The organism is Marivirga tractuosa DSM 4126, assembly GCF_000183425.1.
In the GTDB taxonomy this organism is placed as follows: domain Bacteria; phylum Bacteroidota; class Bacteroidia; order Cytophagales; family Cyclobacteriaceae; genus Marivirga; species Marivirga tractuosa.
The window spans coordinates 4212664-4227229 of the sequence record NC_014759.1; the positions used below are offsets into that span (position 1 = coordinate 4212664).

Below are 14566 nucleotides of genomic sequence, written 5' to 3' on the forward strand. Positions count from 1 at the left end.
TGCTCAAAAAGCCTCCCCAATAAATAAATAAAAACCTGGGCCTTCTTGGGTGAAAGCTACATCAAACCTAGTATAGATATCTTTTTTAGGGAATAATAAAAATCTTACTCCAGCTCCTCCTGATACCACAATATTCTTAAGGTCAAAATTATTTAGATCTGGAAATACTTTTCCTGCACCAGCAAAAACGGCTGCCCCAATTCTATCGGTAAATCCAAAAGGAATAGGAAGAAATCTATATTCCATTTGTGCCGCTATTTGATTTCGATCTCTATATCTTCCATAATAATAGCCACGCATAATACTTTCTCCACCCATTAGCGCTAATTGATTAAAAGGAACATCTCCAGAATTGAATTGCCCTAATAGTTGTGCTGCGAATACATTGTTTTTGCCAGAAGGTCTGTAGATTCTGGTATCAGATAATATGGATGTAAAATCATATGTACTGCCCCAGTTTTGATTGTAGTGTAATAATGCTAGTTCAGAGAATAAGCCTTTTCGCACATTCAATACATTATGTCTGTTGTCATGTACTAAGCCTACTCCAAATCCTAAATTGGATGATCCTTGATTGCCTCTTGGCAATTCTTGTATAGTATGGCCTTCTGAAGGAACAAAATTTACAGAACTCAAACGCTGGTAATCCATTTCTAAACCTACAAATAGGTCTTTCTTAATTTTTCTTAAAATTCGCTCTTTTATAAATATTTGATTGGCATCTACTCTCGCTATGTAGTCTTCTGGGCTATTGCTCCCAATACCATGGTAGAAAAGAGGGAAGCTTTGAAATCTTAGCCTACCTAGAAAAAACCATTTGTCTTCATCGGAATAGATGGCATGATCGAACCATAAGCCATATTGATTTTCTAAAGTAAAAAAAGTGAATCCATTTACTTCGCTTAGACGGTTTAAGGTGTCCTGCTTTGCATAAAATACCAGCAGTGAGCTTAAACCAAATTCCCAGCTGGTTTCAGGTGCATAGGCAACGGTTGGGTAGATTATAAATTGAGGTTTTGATATATCACTAGTGTCATTAATAATACCATTGATATACTTACTTACAAAATTTTGAGAATAGGATGTATGGCCACCAAATAGTAATAGACTAATTATTAGTGCTTTGGAATAGATTGATATTGATTTCTCCACTTATTTTATTTTTATAATCTGTAAAAGAACGATATTCAGCCGATTAGTTGTTAAAATATTTGACTTTTTTCGAATTTGTGCAAAAAAATAGCCCTCAGATCATATGTCCTAAGGGCTATTAATTACTGAAATGATTTAATATTTACTTTGTTCTCATATGTATATCTCTTTGTGGAAATGGGATTTCAATATTCTGCTTAACAAATTCATTATTGATAGCTTCCATATTATCCCAATACACAGGCCATAGGTTATCAGTTGCTGTCCATACTCTCACACTTAAATCTAATGAGCTATCTCCAAAATTCGTGAATTTCACCACAGGGGCTGGGTCTGGATTAATTCTTTCATCCTTAGAAATAACATCTAGTATGACCTGCCTTACTTTTGCAATATCAGATCCATAAGCCACGCCTACCTTTAATTCTGCCCTACGTGTATCTTTTGCTGTAGTGTTCGTTACACTAGAGTTAGCCAAACCGCCATTTGGCATTACTATTAATTGATTGTCGAATGTTCTTATATGTGTGTGAAGGATATCGATTTTTTCTACTACTCCAAAATAGCCTTGGGCTTCAATAATATCATCAACCGTAAATGGTTTTGTTACTAATATTAAAATACCACCAGCAAAGTTCGATAAACTACCTTGGAGGGCTAAACCGATTGCTAAGCCTGCTGCACCTAATACACCTAGCAACGCAGCGATTTTAATATCAATGCTTTGGGCTATTACTAAGACAAGAGCAATATAGAATACAAAGCGAAAAAATGAACCTAAAAAGGAAGCTAAGGATACGTCCAAATCAGATTTTTTGAAGGCTTTTTTGATTCCTTTCATGAGGTAACTAATAGTAATTCTACCTACAATAAATATGAGAATTATCTTTATTAATGCTATTCCAATTTCAATAGCGTAAGTATAAATTTTATCTAATAATTCCGGATCTAATTGTTCAAACATATTTTTATGGTTTGGTAAGTTTTAATTTAAGAATAAAATAAATGTTGCTACATAAATTATTTTATCGTATTAAACCTTTTATAGTTTCATTTCTTTGATATAAGCATCCACACCGCTTTCCAAATCGGTAAATTCATAAGGATAGCCAATTGTTTTTAATTTTTCCATTTTTGCCTCAGTGAAATATTGATATTTATCACGAATATCAGCAGGAGTATCAATAAAACTGATGTCCTCTTCTTTCTTCATAGATTTAAAAACCGCCTTAACTAAGTCTAAAAATGTACGAGCTTTTCCGCTTCCCAGATTGTAAATTCCTGAATTTTTTCGGTGATGCATTAGCCAAATCATAACTTTTACCACATCATCTACAAAAACGAAATCTCGCATTTGCTCTCCATCTTTAAATTCAGGATTATGAGATCGGAATAATTTCATTTTACCGGTTTCTGAAATTTGCCTGTAAGCATGCAGAATCACACTGGCCATTCTGCCTTTATGATATTCTCTTGGACCATATACATTGAAAAACTTTAGTCCTGCCCAGTAAAATGGTCTTTTTTCTTGTTGCAGAGCCCATTTGTCAAATTCATTTTTAGATATACCATAAGGGTTAAGTGGTTTTAGATCAGGGATTTTGCTTTCATCATCATCATATCCTAATTCTCCAAGTCCATAAGTGGCCGCAGAACTTGCATATATTAGAGGAATCTGCATATCAATGCACTTTTTCCACATTTTTTTAGTGTAATCGGTATTGAGCTTAGTCAGAATTGCAATGTCAAATTCGGTAGTGTCTGTTCTGGCACCTAAATGAAAGATAAACTCGACTTTCTTAGCATCTTGCTTATCTAACCACTCAAAAAACACATCTCGCTCAACTTTTTCTTGAATTTTTAAGTCTTCCAGATTTTTATTTTTTTCAGGATTATCAAATTTATCTACTGCAATAATGTGGTTAAAGCCTTCAGAATTGAGTTTTTTGATGAGGTTTGACGCAATAAAACCAGCTGCTCCGGTAACTATTATCATAAGATGTATGTTTTTATATTAAGCTCTTTAAGCAAAACTATTTATTATAAATGAATAAACGTATATTTGCAGCCTAAAAATTAAGATTGACATGGTTTACGTTAATCGTAAAGAACATTTTAACGCAGCACACAAGCTATTTAATCCTAACTGGAGCAGGGAAAAAAACGAAGAAGTTTTTGGTCCTTGTGCTAATGAAAATTGGCATGGTCACAATTTTGAGCTGATTGTAACAGTCAAAGGAGAACCTGATCCTGATACAGGATTTGTGGTGGATTTGAAGAAGTTGAGTAACTTGATCAAATCTGAAGTCATTGATAAGGTTGATCACAAAAACCTTAATATGGATGTCCCTTTTCTAGTTGGAAAAATGGCAAGCTGTGAGGTAATTATTGCTGAATTTTGGAAAATTCTAGAACCCAAGGTGAAGCAATTGCAAGAAGGATCAAGTCTTCATAAATTAACACTTTATGAAACGCCTAGAAATTTCGTAGAATACTATGGCTGAAAATTTAGCCATAGTATCATCTCGGAAAAATCTTAAAAAAAAAAATCATAATTATCCCTCTTTAATATCTTAAAATCAAAAGGGTATTTATAAATTGCGCTAATGGAAAATTTTGTTGTATCAGCAAGGAAATATAGACCAAAAGGTTTTGATGAAGTAGTAGGGCAGAAGCATATTACTACTACTTTGAAGAACGCAATTGACAACGACCATTTGGCGCAATCTCTTTTGTTTTGCGGCCCTCGAGGTGTTGGTAAAACGACTTGTGCTAGGATTTTAGCTAGGCTGATCAACGATTTTGACGTGGATAATATGGAGGGATCATCTTCTCTTAATATTTATGAGCTTGATGCCGCTTCGAATAATTCAGTTGATGATGTTCGTAATCTTATCGACAAAGTTCGAGTACCACCTCAGCATGGGAAATACAAAGTCTATATTATAGATGAGGTTCACATGCTTTCTAATGCTGCCTTTAATGCTTTCTTGAAGACCTTAGAGGAGCCACCTTCTTATGCTATTTTCATTTTAGCAACTACGGAGAAGCATAAGGTAATTCCAACCATTCTATCCAGATGTCAGATTTATGATTTTAATAGAATAAAAGTTTCTGACATTTCTGATCACTTGAAAGAAATAGCCGATAGGGAAGGGATTGAAGCTGAAGAAGCTGCTTTACATTTAATAGCACAGAAAGCAGATGGTGCATTACGTGATGCACTTTCCATTTTCGATTTGATTGTTACTTTTTCACCTGATAATAAAATCACTTATCAAGCTACGATAGATAATCTGCATATTTTAGATTATGACTATTATTTTAAAGTAACTGATGCTTTAAACAATGAAAAAATTCCAGAAGCCTTATTGTTGTTTGACGAAATTTTGAAAAATGGCTTCGATGGACATAATTTCATTAATGGATTAGCTTCTCATTTTAGAGATTTATTAGTTTGTAAAGATGAATCTACCTTGGAGCTATTGGAAGTCTCTGAGCAAGTTAAAGCGCAATACAAACAACAGGCAGCAGAGGTTTCTCCTTCTTTTATTCTGTCTGGGCTACAGATATTAAATCAAACAGATCAATCATACAAGGCAAGTAAAAACCAACGCCTAGCTGTAGAGTTAGCTTTGATGAAATTAGCCAAAATCAATAGTGCTATTGATTTAGCGAAACAGAATGATGCGGTTTTAAAAAAAAAAGTGAGTTAAGTCAGTCTGCTGAAGAAGAGTCTACTTCAAAGGAGGAAGCTAAGGGCAAATCTTTGGCAGATCAGATTGCTGCAAAGGCAACACAAAGCAAACCGTTAAAATCATCACCCTCTATTCCTAAGCCTGGTGATAAGATTAAGCCAGATCAACCAGAGAAATCACCTAAAAAAGAGGAGGACGAAGATTCAGCCATAATTGAAAATACTGCAAATGAAGGAGGAAAAGAATTAAGCAGTTCGGAATTACAAAAAGTGATTCTAGAGTTTTTGGATAAAAATGATGTTGGACCTGTTGCTGCAAACTCCCTAAAAAATTCCGTCAAATTGGAGGGGGAAATGATTACTGTAGAATTAACAAATCCGATAGAGGTTGATGGAATTGAAAAAATTAGAGCTAATTTTTTGACTTACATTAGGAAAACATTTCAAAATAGTTCAATTCAATTGCAACATAAAGTTAATATTGAAAAGGCTGCAGATCGACCATATACTGCTAAAGATAAGTTTGAAGCTATGCTGAAGGAAAATCCTTTGTTAGGTAAGCTAAGGGATACATTTGGACTAGATACTGATTATTAACCAGCAATTTTGAAGTTGGCTAGGGGCTGAATGAGTTTTTAGATTTTTATGTTAAGTCCAATATTCATTACACTTTTGAATTGTATTCCAGCTACATTTCTTGATTCACCAGTTGTTTCATTGATAACTTCCTTTGATTTGATATCATCATCGTAAATCAGTTGAGTACTATAACTTGCAGAAAGGAATTTGTTGATTTTGAAATTTAAAGCAGTTTCCCAGTTAATATCAACATTACCCAACTTTTCATAATCAGCAAATAAATTCAGGTTGGTAGATAAATTTACATTTTCCCATATGTCCTTTTGAAAAGAGGAGGAAAAGTTAATACCGCCTTGAAACCTAAAATTTTCACCAGGAGTAACTCCATAAGCTCCTGCTGTAGCAAGACTATCATCCATAACAAAAGTGCTTTTAGATGATAGTGGAGAAAAAGTGGCGGTAAATATTTTTTTGTATTTATAAGTTAAACCAATATTGCCTAATAGAAATCCAGGAGACATAAAACGAGAGATGACGATATTCTCTTCATTTAATCCTTCATCAAATTGAGTTCTGAAATCAACAATAGCAGACAAAAACATTCTTTTCTTTAATTGCCGACTGTAACGGGAAGTTAAAATTATATTGTCATCAGTTTTAATAAATGGGGTATCTCCATCACCTTGCCTTAATAGACCATAAGCCATATCTAACCTATTGTCCCAAACATTTTTTCCTTTGGCATAATTAGCATTGAAATTTGTTAAACCACCAATGGAAATTGAACTTTGACCTCCTCCATTCCAGTTGGTGAGATCAACTTGAGAAAAATTTAAATTTAGTACAGCACCTTTACTCCAGTAGGTAGTATCTGACTGAATACTATCATTTTGAGCGAAAATTGGTAAACTTAAAATAAAGCTGAATAAAATAGTGAATGTTATCTTCATGTAGCAAAGATATTTTTAATAATCAGTAAATTACTTAGTAAAGGTCAAGAGAACGGATTTCATTCAGTGCGTTCTCTGTAAGTGGTTTTGTGATGAATTTAATTACATGATCGTTATTGACAATCTTATCAATGTCCCTTTTATTATCTGAACTAGATAAGATAATAACTTTACATTTATCTTTCACAATATCCGAAAACTTTTCGAATTCATATAGAAAAACGAAACCGTCAACAATTGGCATATTGATATCTAAAAATATAATATTAGGAAGCTTGTCAGGATCATCCTTGTTTTCTTCCAAATATTCTAAGGCACTCTTGCCCGAATTTTTGATTTCAACATATTTTGCGAACTCAGTTATTTCGATGATACGCTTGCTAATGAAATTGTCAGTATCATTATCATCAACAAGCATCACTAAATCAACAGTTTTTGTAGCTGTTACCATGTAAATTTACCCTTGTAATCTATTGATTAATTTACTCTGTTTAGAGTTATTTCTAAACATAAGTAAAGTTTTTTTTAATTAAAACATAATTCTTTCGAAATGCAATATTTTTTCGATAGATGACACAAATGTAAGATATTGTGGGCAAGAATTTACGTTAAGGCCGTATTTATTTCTGCTTAATTATAATTGTCTCACCTTCCTTAAGATTGTAGTCTTGCTTATTATTCCATTCCATGATTTCTTTCAAGCTCACCTTATATTTTTTTGCAAGAGCATACATCGTTTCACCTGAAACCACTTTATGTTCAATACTAGTTTTATCAACTTCTGGTGTAGCTTCTTGTGTTTGATTATCAATTGGTTTTTCTACTTCCTCTTCAATGGAAGATTCAACTGGATATCCATCTTTATTAACTTTAATAATTTGTCCGATCGATAAAGTATCTCTAATTCCTAAATTATTTACATTCAATAGGGTAGAGATTTTCATGTTAAACCGGTTGGCTATTGAAAAAAATGTGTCGCCCTTTTTTATTGAATATTCAACGAAATCTCGCTCATCAAATTCATTTGTTTGGTCCACTTGATTTTGATCAACTATGTCGTTTTCAGGAACTTCCTCTTCTTCATCTTCCATTGCGACCTCTATTTGTTCAACAGTTGTCGAGTCCTCATGCAAAGCAATATCTTGCTGCGTATTTAGGCTATCTTTTTTAATAGAAGGTGAATTTTCTGTCACACTATTTTCTTTAGATACTGATAAACTACTATCTGCAACATTTTGCGGGTCTTTAGATGGAATAGAATCTAAAACCAAATCTTGAGACTTTTCATCTTCTACTTTCACTTCTTCTTGTTTTTCTAAAGGTTTAGAATTTGTCTCCTTTGCATCCTTTATTTGATTTCTAGGAACATCTCTATATTCAACCGGAACATTTGCAGGGCGATTATGCCGTAGCCAGAGCACCCTCCCTACTTTTGGCTCTTGAGGAGATTCCATTCTGTTCTTTCTGTAGAGCTTTTTTAATTTAAGTCCGTATTTCTGACTTATTTCCCACATGCTTTCATTTTGAACCACTGTGTGGTAGTAGAATTTAGCTCGATTTCTTTTTCTTCTTAGATAATATATTTTGCCCGTCTTTAATTCCTCTCTAATTTTAAGATCATTCCATTTTCTGAATTTGTATTCATCTACTCCCGCTGTTTCCGCTAATTTCTTCACAGTATAGCCTTCAGGAGCATAAATTCCGTCCAATCCATTGATTTCAACTTCATGGGGGATCGAACGATCTGACCTGCTAGGATAGTGATCGACTAAAGGAAAATTTTGCTGTTCACTATCATCTATATCTCCAGGTAGATCTTCCATTGCCGTTTTCTTTTTACTTTGCAATTTTTCAATTTTCTCCAAATTGCTGAGAGGGACAATTACAGTATAGTTTTTATCTTCAGGTACTTTTCCTCTTCTAATCCATTTATTGTATTCCTCCAAGAGTTCCAAAGGGGCATTCTCTTCTTTGGAAATTGATTTTAGTGATTTGCCTTGCACATTTTCAATTTCTTTAAGGTAATAGGGAGGCTTAGAAGTCCCTAGGGCATGTTCGAAAGCCACTTTGTGTGCCAGATATTTTTTTAAATACCAGTAAGTATCACTGGTGATTTTCAATCGAGTCTTACCAAAATTGCTCTCATCAATAACATCTGCAGCTCCCCCACGCCCTCTTTGATAGGCTATTAAGGCATAAGCCCAATTATCAAAATACTTATTATGATCTTTTAAATAGGTTGCTGCGGCACGACTAGATGAAACGATATTCATTCTTTCGTCTACAATTCGGTCAATTCTTAAGTCGTTTTCTAAACCTGAAATTTCCTTAAATTGCCAAAATCCAACTGCATTACTACTAGAAACTGCATCGGAAACCAAGGCACTTTCCTGAATCACCAAATATTTGAAATCTTCAGGCAAACCTTCTTCTCTGAAAATCCTTTCAATAATCGGCATGTACATATCTACTCGCTCTAATTTCTTCTGAAAATATTTTTCGCTTCGAGTGAGGGCATCTACATCAGCTTGGATGTCATCAACAGCTCCTGATGTTAACCTTAAGTCCATGTTAGCAAACTCCATTCGAGACGGAACTTGCTGAGCCCACAGATTTGATGAGAAAATGAAGAAAGCGCTAAATAATAGAGAAAGTGTTGTTTTCATTTTTTTCTTAAAATCATTAATCCATCACGGATTGGAAATAATACATTTTGAACTCTGTGATCTTGATGCACAAATTCATTAAACTCAAGCATACTTTCAGTATCCTTATCTAATTTTTTTCGGTTTTTCTCCAGCACTTTTCCACTCCACAGTACATTGTCCACTAAAATATAGCCGCCTTTTCTGACTTGGTCAATACATAGTTTGTAGTAGTTCAGGTAATTTGATTTATCCGCATCTATAAACACCATATCCCAAGATTTATTGAGTTTAGGAATGACTTCTAATGCTTTTCCAATTTTCATTTCAATTTTAGTGCAATATTCTGAAGATTGAAAGTAATCGGTTACTCTTTCTGCTAGTTCTTCATTTACATCTATCGTAATAAGCTTTCCATTCTCTTTCAAGCCTTCTGCCATGCAAAGAGCAGAATAGCCTGTGTAAGTACCAATTTCCAATATGTTCTCAGGCTTTATCATATGAGAAAGCATGGATAAAACTCTGCCTTGCAAATGCCCGCTCAACATTCTTGGCTTTAAAACCTCTGTATGCGTTTCTCTATTGATTTTATAAAGTAACTCATTTTCAGGCTCTGTATGGGAATCAATATACTTTTCTAAATCTGGATCTAAAAACTCCATAATTATCTTCTTTTGGCTTTATAAGTTAAGATGCTTAATCTTTCATCAGCGAAAATCTCATTGGCAGTATCTTGCAAATCTGTAGCTGAAACCTTTTTGATTTGTTCGAAAAGTTCATCTAAAGATTCAATTTTGTCTTTATCTAATAAGCTTCTGCCCAACATCAGCATATAGCTCATGTTGTTTTCTTCTGCCATGGCTAATTGCCCCATCAGTTGCTGTTTGGCTACATGCAATTGCAGACTCCCCAAAGGTTTTTCCTGCAATTTCCTCAATTCCTTTTTCACTAGTTTAATACTTTTCGGAAGTTGCCCCGGATCAGTCCCGAAAAATATGCTAAAAAGGGCGGTGTCCGTGAATGGATGGTAGCCAGCATCAATGGCGTAAACAAATCCATGCTTTTCTCTTAGTGCCATATTTAATCGGCTATTCATGCCAGGGCCACCCAAAATATTAACCAACATAAAGAAAGCTAGTCTTTTCGGATGATGGATGGGGTAGGCCGTAGTTCCGATTGCGCATTGAGACTGTGAAATCTCCTTATTGAAATTTAAGGTGTTAGGTTGATAAACTTCAAATGGAATTCTTTCTCTTTTTCTTTTGTGATGAGCAATTGGCTCCAAATATTTTTTTACATAACGTTCCAATTTTTTCTCCGAAATATCACCCACTATTGAAAAAACAGTACGTTCAGTATCTAGGTTTTCCTCCAGAAATTCTAGGAAATGTTGGCGAGTAAAGCTTTTAAGACTTTGTTCAGTGCCTAAAATATTATTTCCTAGTGGATGCCCTGAGAAAATCACCTCATCGAATTGGTCTTGAATATCATCTTCGGGAGAATCTTTGTACATCGCCATTTCTTCTAAAATGACTTGCCTTTCTTTTTCGATTTGCTTTTCTGGAAAAATGGATTGAAAGGTAATGTCGACCAATAGATCCATGGCCTTATCTAAGTATTGCTCCAGAACGGAAGCATGAAAAAATATTTTTTCCTTAGTGGTGTAAGCATTTAATTCTCCACCCACAGAATCCAATCTATTGAGAATATGGAAAGTCTTACGTTTTTTGGTTCCTTTGAAAGCCATGTGTTCCCAAAAGTGGGCAATTCCCACCTGGTGAGGCTTTTCGTCACGGCTCCCAATGTCCAAAGCAAAGCCACAATGCACTATTTTAGAGTTGCTTACTGGCTGATGGATAACTCTAATTCCGTTTTCTAAAGTCTTAATTTTATATTGATTCATTCATTCCCCGCTTAGGTGCAAAACTACAAATTATCTTTCTTTTTAAAGAAGTAATGAGCTCCACAAAGGAAATTTATTTAGTTTTGAGTACTTTCGACTTTTAGGATTTAATTTTTTTAGTATGCATATAGCTTTTGAAGCCAAACGTGCCTTCAATAATTTCACTGGTTTAGGTAATTATAGTCGATTTGTGATTTCAGCTTTAAAGGAGCATTATCCAGAGGAGCACTATTCGCTGTTTACCCCCAAGGTGTCTAAGCGTGAAGAGGCAACACTTTTTCATAAAGAAAATAAGGAGATAACTGTTTTGCCTTCAGGTTTATGGAAGGCGGGATCACTGAAAAGTGCATGGCGTTCGAAAAGGATCGGGAAGCTAGCAATGAAGCAAGATGCAGATGTTTTTCATGGGCTAAGTAATGAGTTGCCTTCTGGCTTGAAAGACAACACAAAGAAAGTTGTGACTATTCATGATCTGATTTTCTTGCGCTACCCTGACTTTTACCCTTTTATTGATAGGAGAATATATAAGAAGAAATTTAAATCAGCCTGCAAGAAAGCAGATGAGATTATTGCGATTAGCGAGCAAACGAAGACTGATATTATGGATTTTTTTGATATCGATTCTGTTAAAATCAATGTTGTCTATCAAGGTGTGCATCCTATTTACAGACAGGAATTAAAAACCAGAAGGTTGTTGTATTTGCTTGATCAATATAGTTTGCACCAACCTTATTTCTTATATGTTGGTTCGATTGAGGATAGAAAGAATGCTAAGGACCTAGTTCAGGCTTTTAAATTGGTCTTAAATCAGGTTAAACATGATTTATTGCTTTTGATAGTAGGTAAAAAGACAGACTATCAAAGAGAAGTAGAGAAGGAAATTAGTAGACTGAAGCTAGATCAAAGCGTTAGAATTTATAATAATATTCCATTTACAGAATTACCTTATTTGTACAAGGGTGCAGTAGCTTCAGTGTATCCTTCTAGTTTCGAAGGTTTTGGAATTCCGGTATTGGAGTCACTTTTTGTGGGAACTTCTGTGGTTACTGGAAATCAGTCAGCGATGAAAGAGGCGGGAGGGGAGCATGCATTATATGCCGATCCAAAAAATCATGAAGAATTAGCTGCACAAATGGTGAAATTGGCAGATGATAATGACTTTAATGAACAGTTATTAAAAAATGTCGATACACATTTGAAGCAGTTTTCTTCTGGAAAGATTGCGAGGGATCTGATGGGGATATACAAGAAGTAGGATGATGGGTGTGGGGTGATTAGGTCAGCACCGAAGGTCAGACCGAAGACAGCCAAGAAAGATAATTTAACTATCGTCTGATCTAGAGTTTACCCAAAACCTAATACTTACGACTTAAAACTCATACCCAATTCCTAATTAACCTATTCATAATTCGTAATTATTTGTATCTAAGGCTAATATCCGTCAAATGATTCATACTACTAATAAAATGGTCATAACCTTCTTCCTTGCTGGTTTGGTTGATTTGCAGAAGATGGTCGGGTTGGCAGAGTAGCATTAAAAGTTTTAAATCCTCTGCAGATAATTTGTCATGATACTGATTGACTAAAGCTGAACTTTGCTTCAATAAAGCCTTTTGAAGCGGATTGTTAGTGTAGTCAGGGATTTTATGTTCCCAAGATGGAGAACTTAAGGGTAAGCTCACAGCATAAACAGAATGCTCTTCTTCATCGATCATTAAGAACAATTCCTGTATCTGCTTTTTGTTTGAGATATCTTTGTCAATGAAATCAGAAGAATATGCACTTCCGTATCCATTAACCAAACTTATTTGAAAATTATCGGGGCCATCACCATTCGAAAGTAAAATATTGAAAGGTTGAGCAGTATTCGACTTATAGACCTGACCAGAATGTTTCCCAGCTAAATGCCATGGATTTGCTGTGGCTATAATGCCTTGATAGCCCAGTGATTTCACGATTTCGGCCACTTGATCATCATACAAACAAGCGGTATTAATGAAGATGCCCGGTTTCTTTTCGAAATAATCTTTTAATCCTTCTAAGTAAATTTCTACTTCTTTCTTAAAAAGAATGGGAGAACATAAATAACTAAAAGAATGATAAGCACAAGAACCTACTAGCTGAATTTCCCCACTATTCACATGTTTTTTGATTTCAATCAAAAGATTTGAATCCTGTTGATTAAGAAAATTCAAAAATGGTAAACTAAAATAAACCAGAGGCGCTTTATTTTCCTCTGCCATTTTCAAGACCGTTTTTAATTTAGGTAGAATAGTATTGGAGAAATCAGATGTAAAATTTTCTCTACTTTTGTTTTCATCTATAGCAGGTAGGTTCTTTCCTATATCTAAAAAAGATAATTTTTTCACCTCTAGCGGATGATTGAAATGTATGATTTGATAACTATCCATTTTTCAATTCTTGCTTTAAAGCTGAAAATATATCTTCTGAAACGCTCTTCCAATTTCTTTTGTGTACAGATTCAGCATTCTGCTTGGCAATTTTTAAGGATTGCTTCTTATTGGATAATATTTCTCGTATGGCCGTTACATAGCCATCTATGTCCTGTTTCGCTACTGTGGGGGTATCTTTCAAGACTTCAGCCACACCACAATTTTGAGAGAGTACTAATGGTAATTCTAAACTGGCTGCTTCCAGTGCTGACAATCCAAAAGGTTCTGATAAAGAGGGCATAACCATCACTTGAGCAGCTTTCATAATGGCGAAAACATCTTCTTGAGGTAGATGACCCGTAAAATGAATTTTATCCCATATTGCTTTCTCGGTTGAGGTAGCTATCATCTCTTCCATTAGTTCGCCTTGTCCAGTAACCACAAACCGAAGATTCTGGTCTTTTTTTAACAGGGCTTCAGCTATATCGATAAAGGTGGTAGCGCCTTTCTGTAAACTTAATCGCCCGCAGAATAGAATAATGTCTTCATCAAATGGTGCTTTATAATCGGAAGCTTGCAGCTTATCAAGCCCATGGTGAATCACTTTGATTTTGGATGCTTTAATGCCGTATTCTTTAACCATGATTTTCTTATGATATTCGCTTACAGCAATTACCAAATCGGCTATTTGCATGCCTTCTTTTTCCAAGTCAAATAACCATGAATTGCTCTTTTTTCCACTTCTATCGTAATCAAGTGCATGGATATGCAGAACAAATGGTTTATTGCTTAACTCCTTTAGTTTTTTGGAGGCTGGAATGGCAGTCCAGTCATGTGCATAAATAATATCAAAATCTAGATTACGGCTTTTTGATATGATTTTTTGGCTGAATTCTTCTAGTGCTTCTTGCACGGAAAGCGCTATGCTTTCATTGTATTCTTGCTCGATTTCAACACTTGAAGAATAGAAGTATGGATTCAATTTACTTTTAACAGAAAGGTGAACCAAATCTGCATTCAATTGCTTTTTGTTGGTTAATTTTTGTCGGTTAAGTGTTTCTGTTCTACTGCTTTCCAATTCCTGATCCGCTAATTCTTCTGCACTTTCTACTGAAAATAACTTTAAATGCACATTTTTAGCTAAATGCTGAGCAATATGGTAGCAAGCAATGCCTAATCCACTGTTTTGCGGGTTCGGATTCCCGGGTCCTATCATCAATACCTCCATGAGCAACTATTTTTAAGGT

14 protein-coding genes are annotated in these 14566 nt (G+C 34.8%); 4 read left to right on the top strand and 10 right to left on the bottom strand.

The features are described 5' to 3' along the window. Window positions 1-3: 3 nt before the first annotated feature. The 3 genes from FTRAC_RS17795 to rfaD all read right to left on the bottom strand — a co-directional run bounded on the left by FTRAC_RS17795 (window position 4) and on the right by rfaD (window position 3148). A complete protein-coding gene (locus FTRAC_RS17795) occupies window positions 4-1152 on the bottom strand; it encodes a BamA/TamA family outer membrane protein (RefSeq protein ID WP_013455673.1) in 1149 nt (382 codons plus the stop codon). Between the two features lie 142 nt (window positions 1153-1294). Further along, the gene (locus FTRAC_RS17800; protein WP_013455674.1) at window positions 1295-2116 is read right to left on the bottom strand and encodes a mechanosensitive ion channel family protein; all 822 of its coding nucleotides are present in this window, start codon (window positions 2114-2116) and stop codon (window positions 1295-1297) included. A gap of 78 nt (window positions 2117-2194) precedes the next feature. Then, window positions 2195-3148, bottom strand: a complete 954-nt coding sequence (gene rfaD, locus FTRAC_RS17805; protein WP_013455675.1) for an ADP-glyceromanno-heptose 6-epimerase — start codon at window positions 3146-3148, stop codon at window positions 2195-2197. 91 nt (window positions 3149-3239) lie between these two features. On the opposite strand from rfaD, the gene FTRAC_RS17810 reads away from it, so the two are divergent. The 3 genes from FTRAC_RS17810 to FTRAC_RS17820 all read left to right on the top strand — a co-directional run bounded on the left by FTRAC_RS17810 (window position 3240) and on the right by FTRAC_RS17820 (window position 5446). Further along, a complete protein-coding gene (locus FTRAC_RS17810; RefSeq protein WP_013455676.1) occupies window positions 3240-3656 on the top strand; it encodes a 6-pyruvoyl trahydropterin synthase family protein in 417 nt (138 codons plus the stop codon). A gap of 102 nt (window positions 3657-3758) precedes the next feature. After that, entirely contained in the window at window positions 3759-4868 is a 1110-nt protein-coding gene (gene dnaX / locus FTRAC_RS17815; RefSeq protein WP_013455677.1) for a DNA polymerase III subunit gamma/tau, read from the top strand. A 53-nt stretch (window positions 4869-4921) separates the two neighbouring features. Then, window positions 4922-5446, top strand: coding sequence for a hypothetical protein (locus tag FTRAC_RS17820; RefSeq protein ID WP_013455678.1), 525 nt, complete (start codon window positions 4922-4924; stop codon window positions 5444-5446). Between the two features lie 38 nt (window positions 5447-5484). On the opposite strand, the gene FTRAC_RS17825 is transcribed toward FTRAC_RS17820, so the two are convergent. From FTRAC_RS17825 to FTRAC_RS17845, 5 genes are all read right to left on the bottom strand, one after another. Continuing rightward, on the bottom strand, window positions 5485-6378 hold the full coding sequence (locus tag FTRAC_RS17825) for a DUF3078 domain-containing protein (protein WP_013455679.1): 894 nt from the start codon (window positions 6376-6378) through the stop codon (window positions 5485-5487). Between the two features lie 34 nt (window positions 6379-6412). Beyond that, on the bottom strand, window positions 6413-6829 hold the full coding sequence (locus FTRAC_RS17830; RefSeq protein ID WP_013455680.1) for a response regulator: 417 nt from the start codon (window positions 6827-6829) through the stop codon (window positions 6413-6415). Window positions 6830-6998: 169 nt separating this feature from the next. Next, a complete protein-coding gene (locus FTRAC_RS19510) occupies window positions 6999-9044 on the bottom strand; it encodes a lytic transglycosylase domain-containing protein (protein ID WP_013455681.1) in 2046 nt (681 codons plus the stop codon). After that, on the bottom strand, window positions 9041-9685 hold the full coding sequence (locus FTRAC_RS17840) for an O-methyltransferase (protein ID WP_013455682.1): 645 nt from the start codon (window positions 9683-9685) through the stop codon (window positions 9041-9043). Before FTRAC_RS17840 ends, FTRAC_RS19510 begins: the two co-directional genes overlap by 4 nt. A 2-nt stretch (window positions 9686-9687) precedes the next feature. Then, window positions 9688-10926, bottom strand: coding sequence for a M16 family metallopeptidase (locus FTRAC_RS17845; RefSeq protein WP_013455683.1), 1239 nt, complete (start codon window positions 10924-10926; stop codon window positions 9688-9690). A gap of 121 nt (window positions 10927-11047) precedes the next feature. Between FTRAC_RS17845 and FTRAC_RS17850 the strand changes: the two genes are divergently transcribed. Then, complete coding sequence (locus tag FTRAC_RS17850; RefSeq protein WP_013455684.1) at window positions 11048-12181, top strand: glycosyltransferase family 4 protein; 1134 nt, start codon at window positions 11048-11050, stop codon at window positions 12179-12181. Window positions 12182-12341: 160 nt separating this feature from the next. Here FTRAC_RS17850 and FTRAC_RS17855 read toward each other — a convergent pair whose 3' ends face one another. Next, window positions 12342-13337 carry a polysaccharide deacetylase family protein gene (locus tag FTRAC_RS17855; RefSeq protein WP_013455685.1) on the bottom strand — a complete coding sequence of 332 codons (996 nt, stop codon included), beginning with the start codon at window positions 13335-13337 and terminating at the stop codon, window positions 12342-12344. Next, window positions 13330-14547, bottom strand: coding sequence for a glycosyltransferase family 4 protein (locus FTRAC_RS17860; RefSeq protein WP_013455686.1), 1218 nt, complete (start codon window positions 14545-14547; stop codon window positions 13330-13332). The genes FTRAC_RS17855 and FTRAC_RS17860 overlap by 8 nt, the downstream gene beginning before the upstream one ends. Window positions 14548-14566 lie beyond the last annotated feature (19 nt).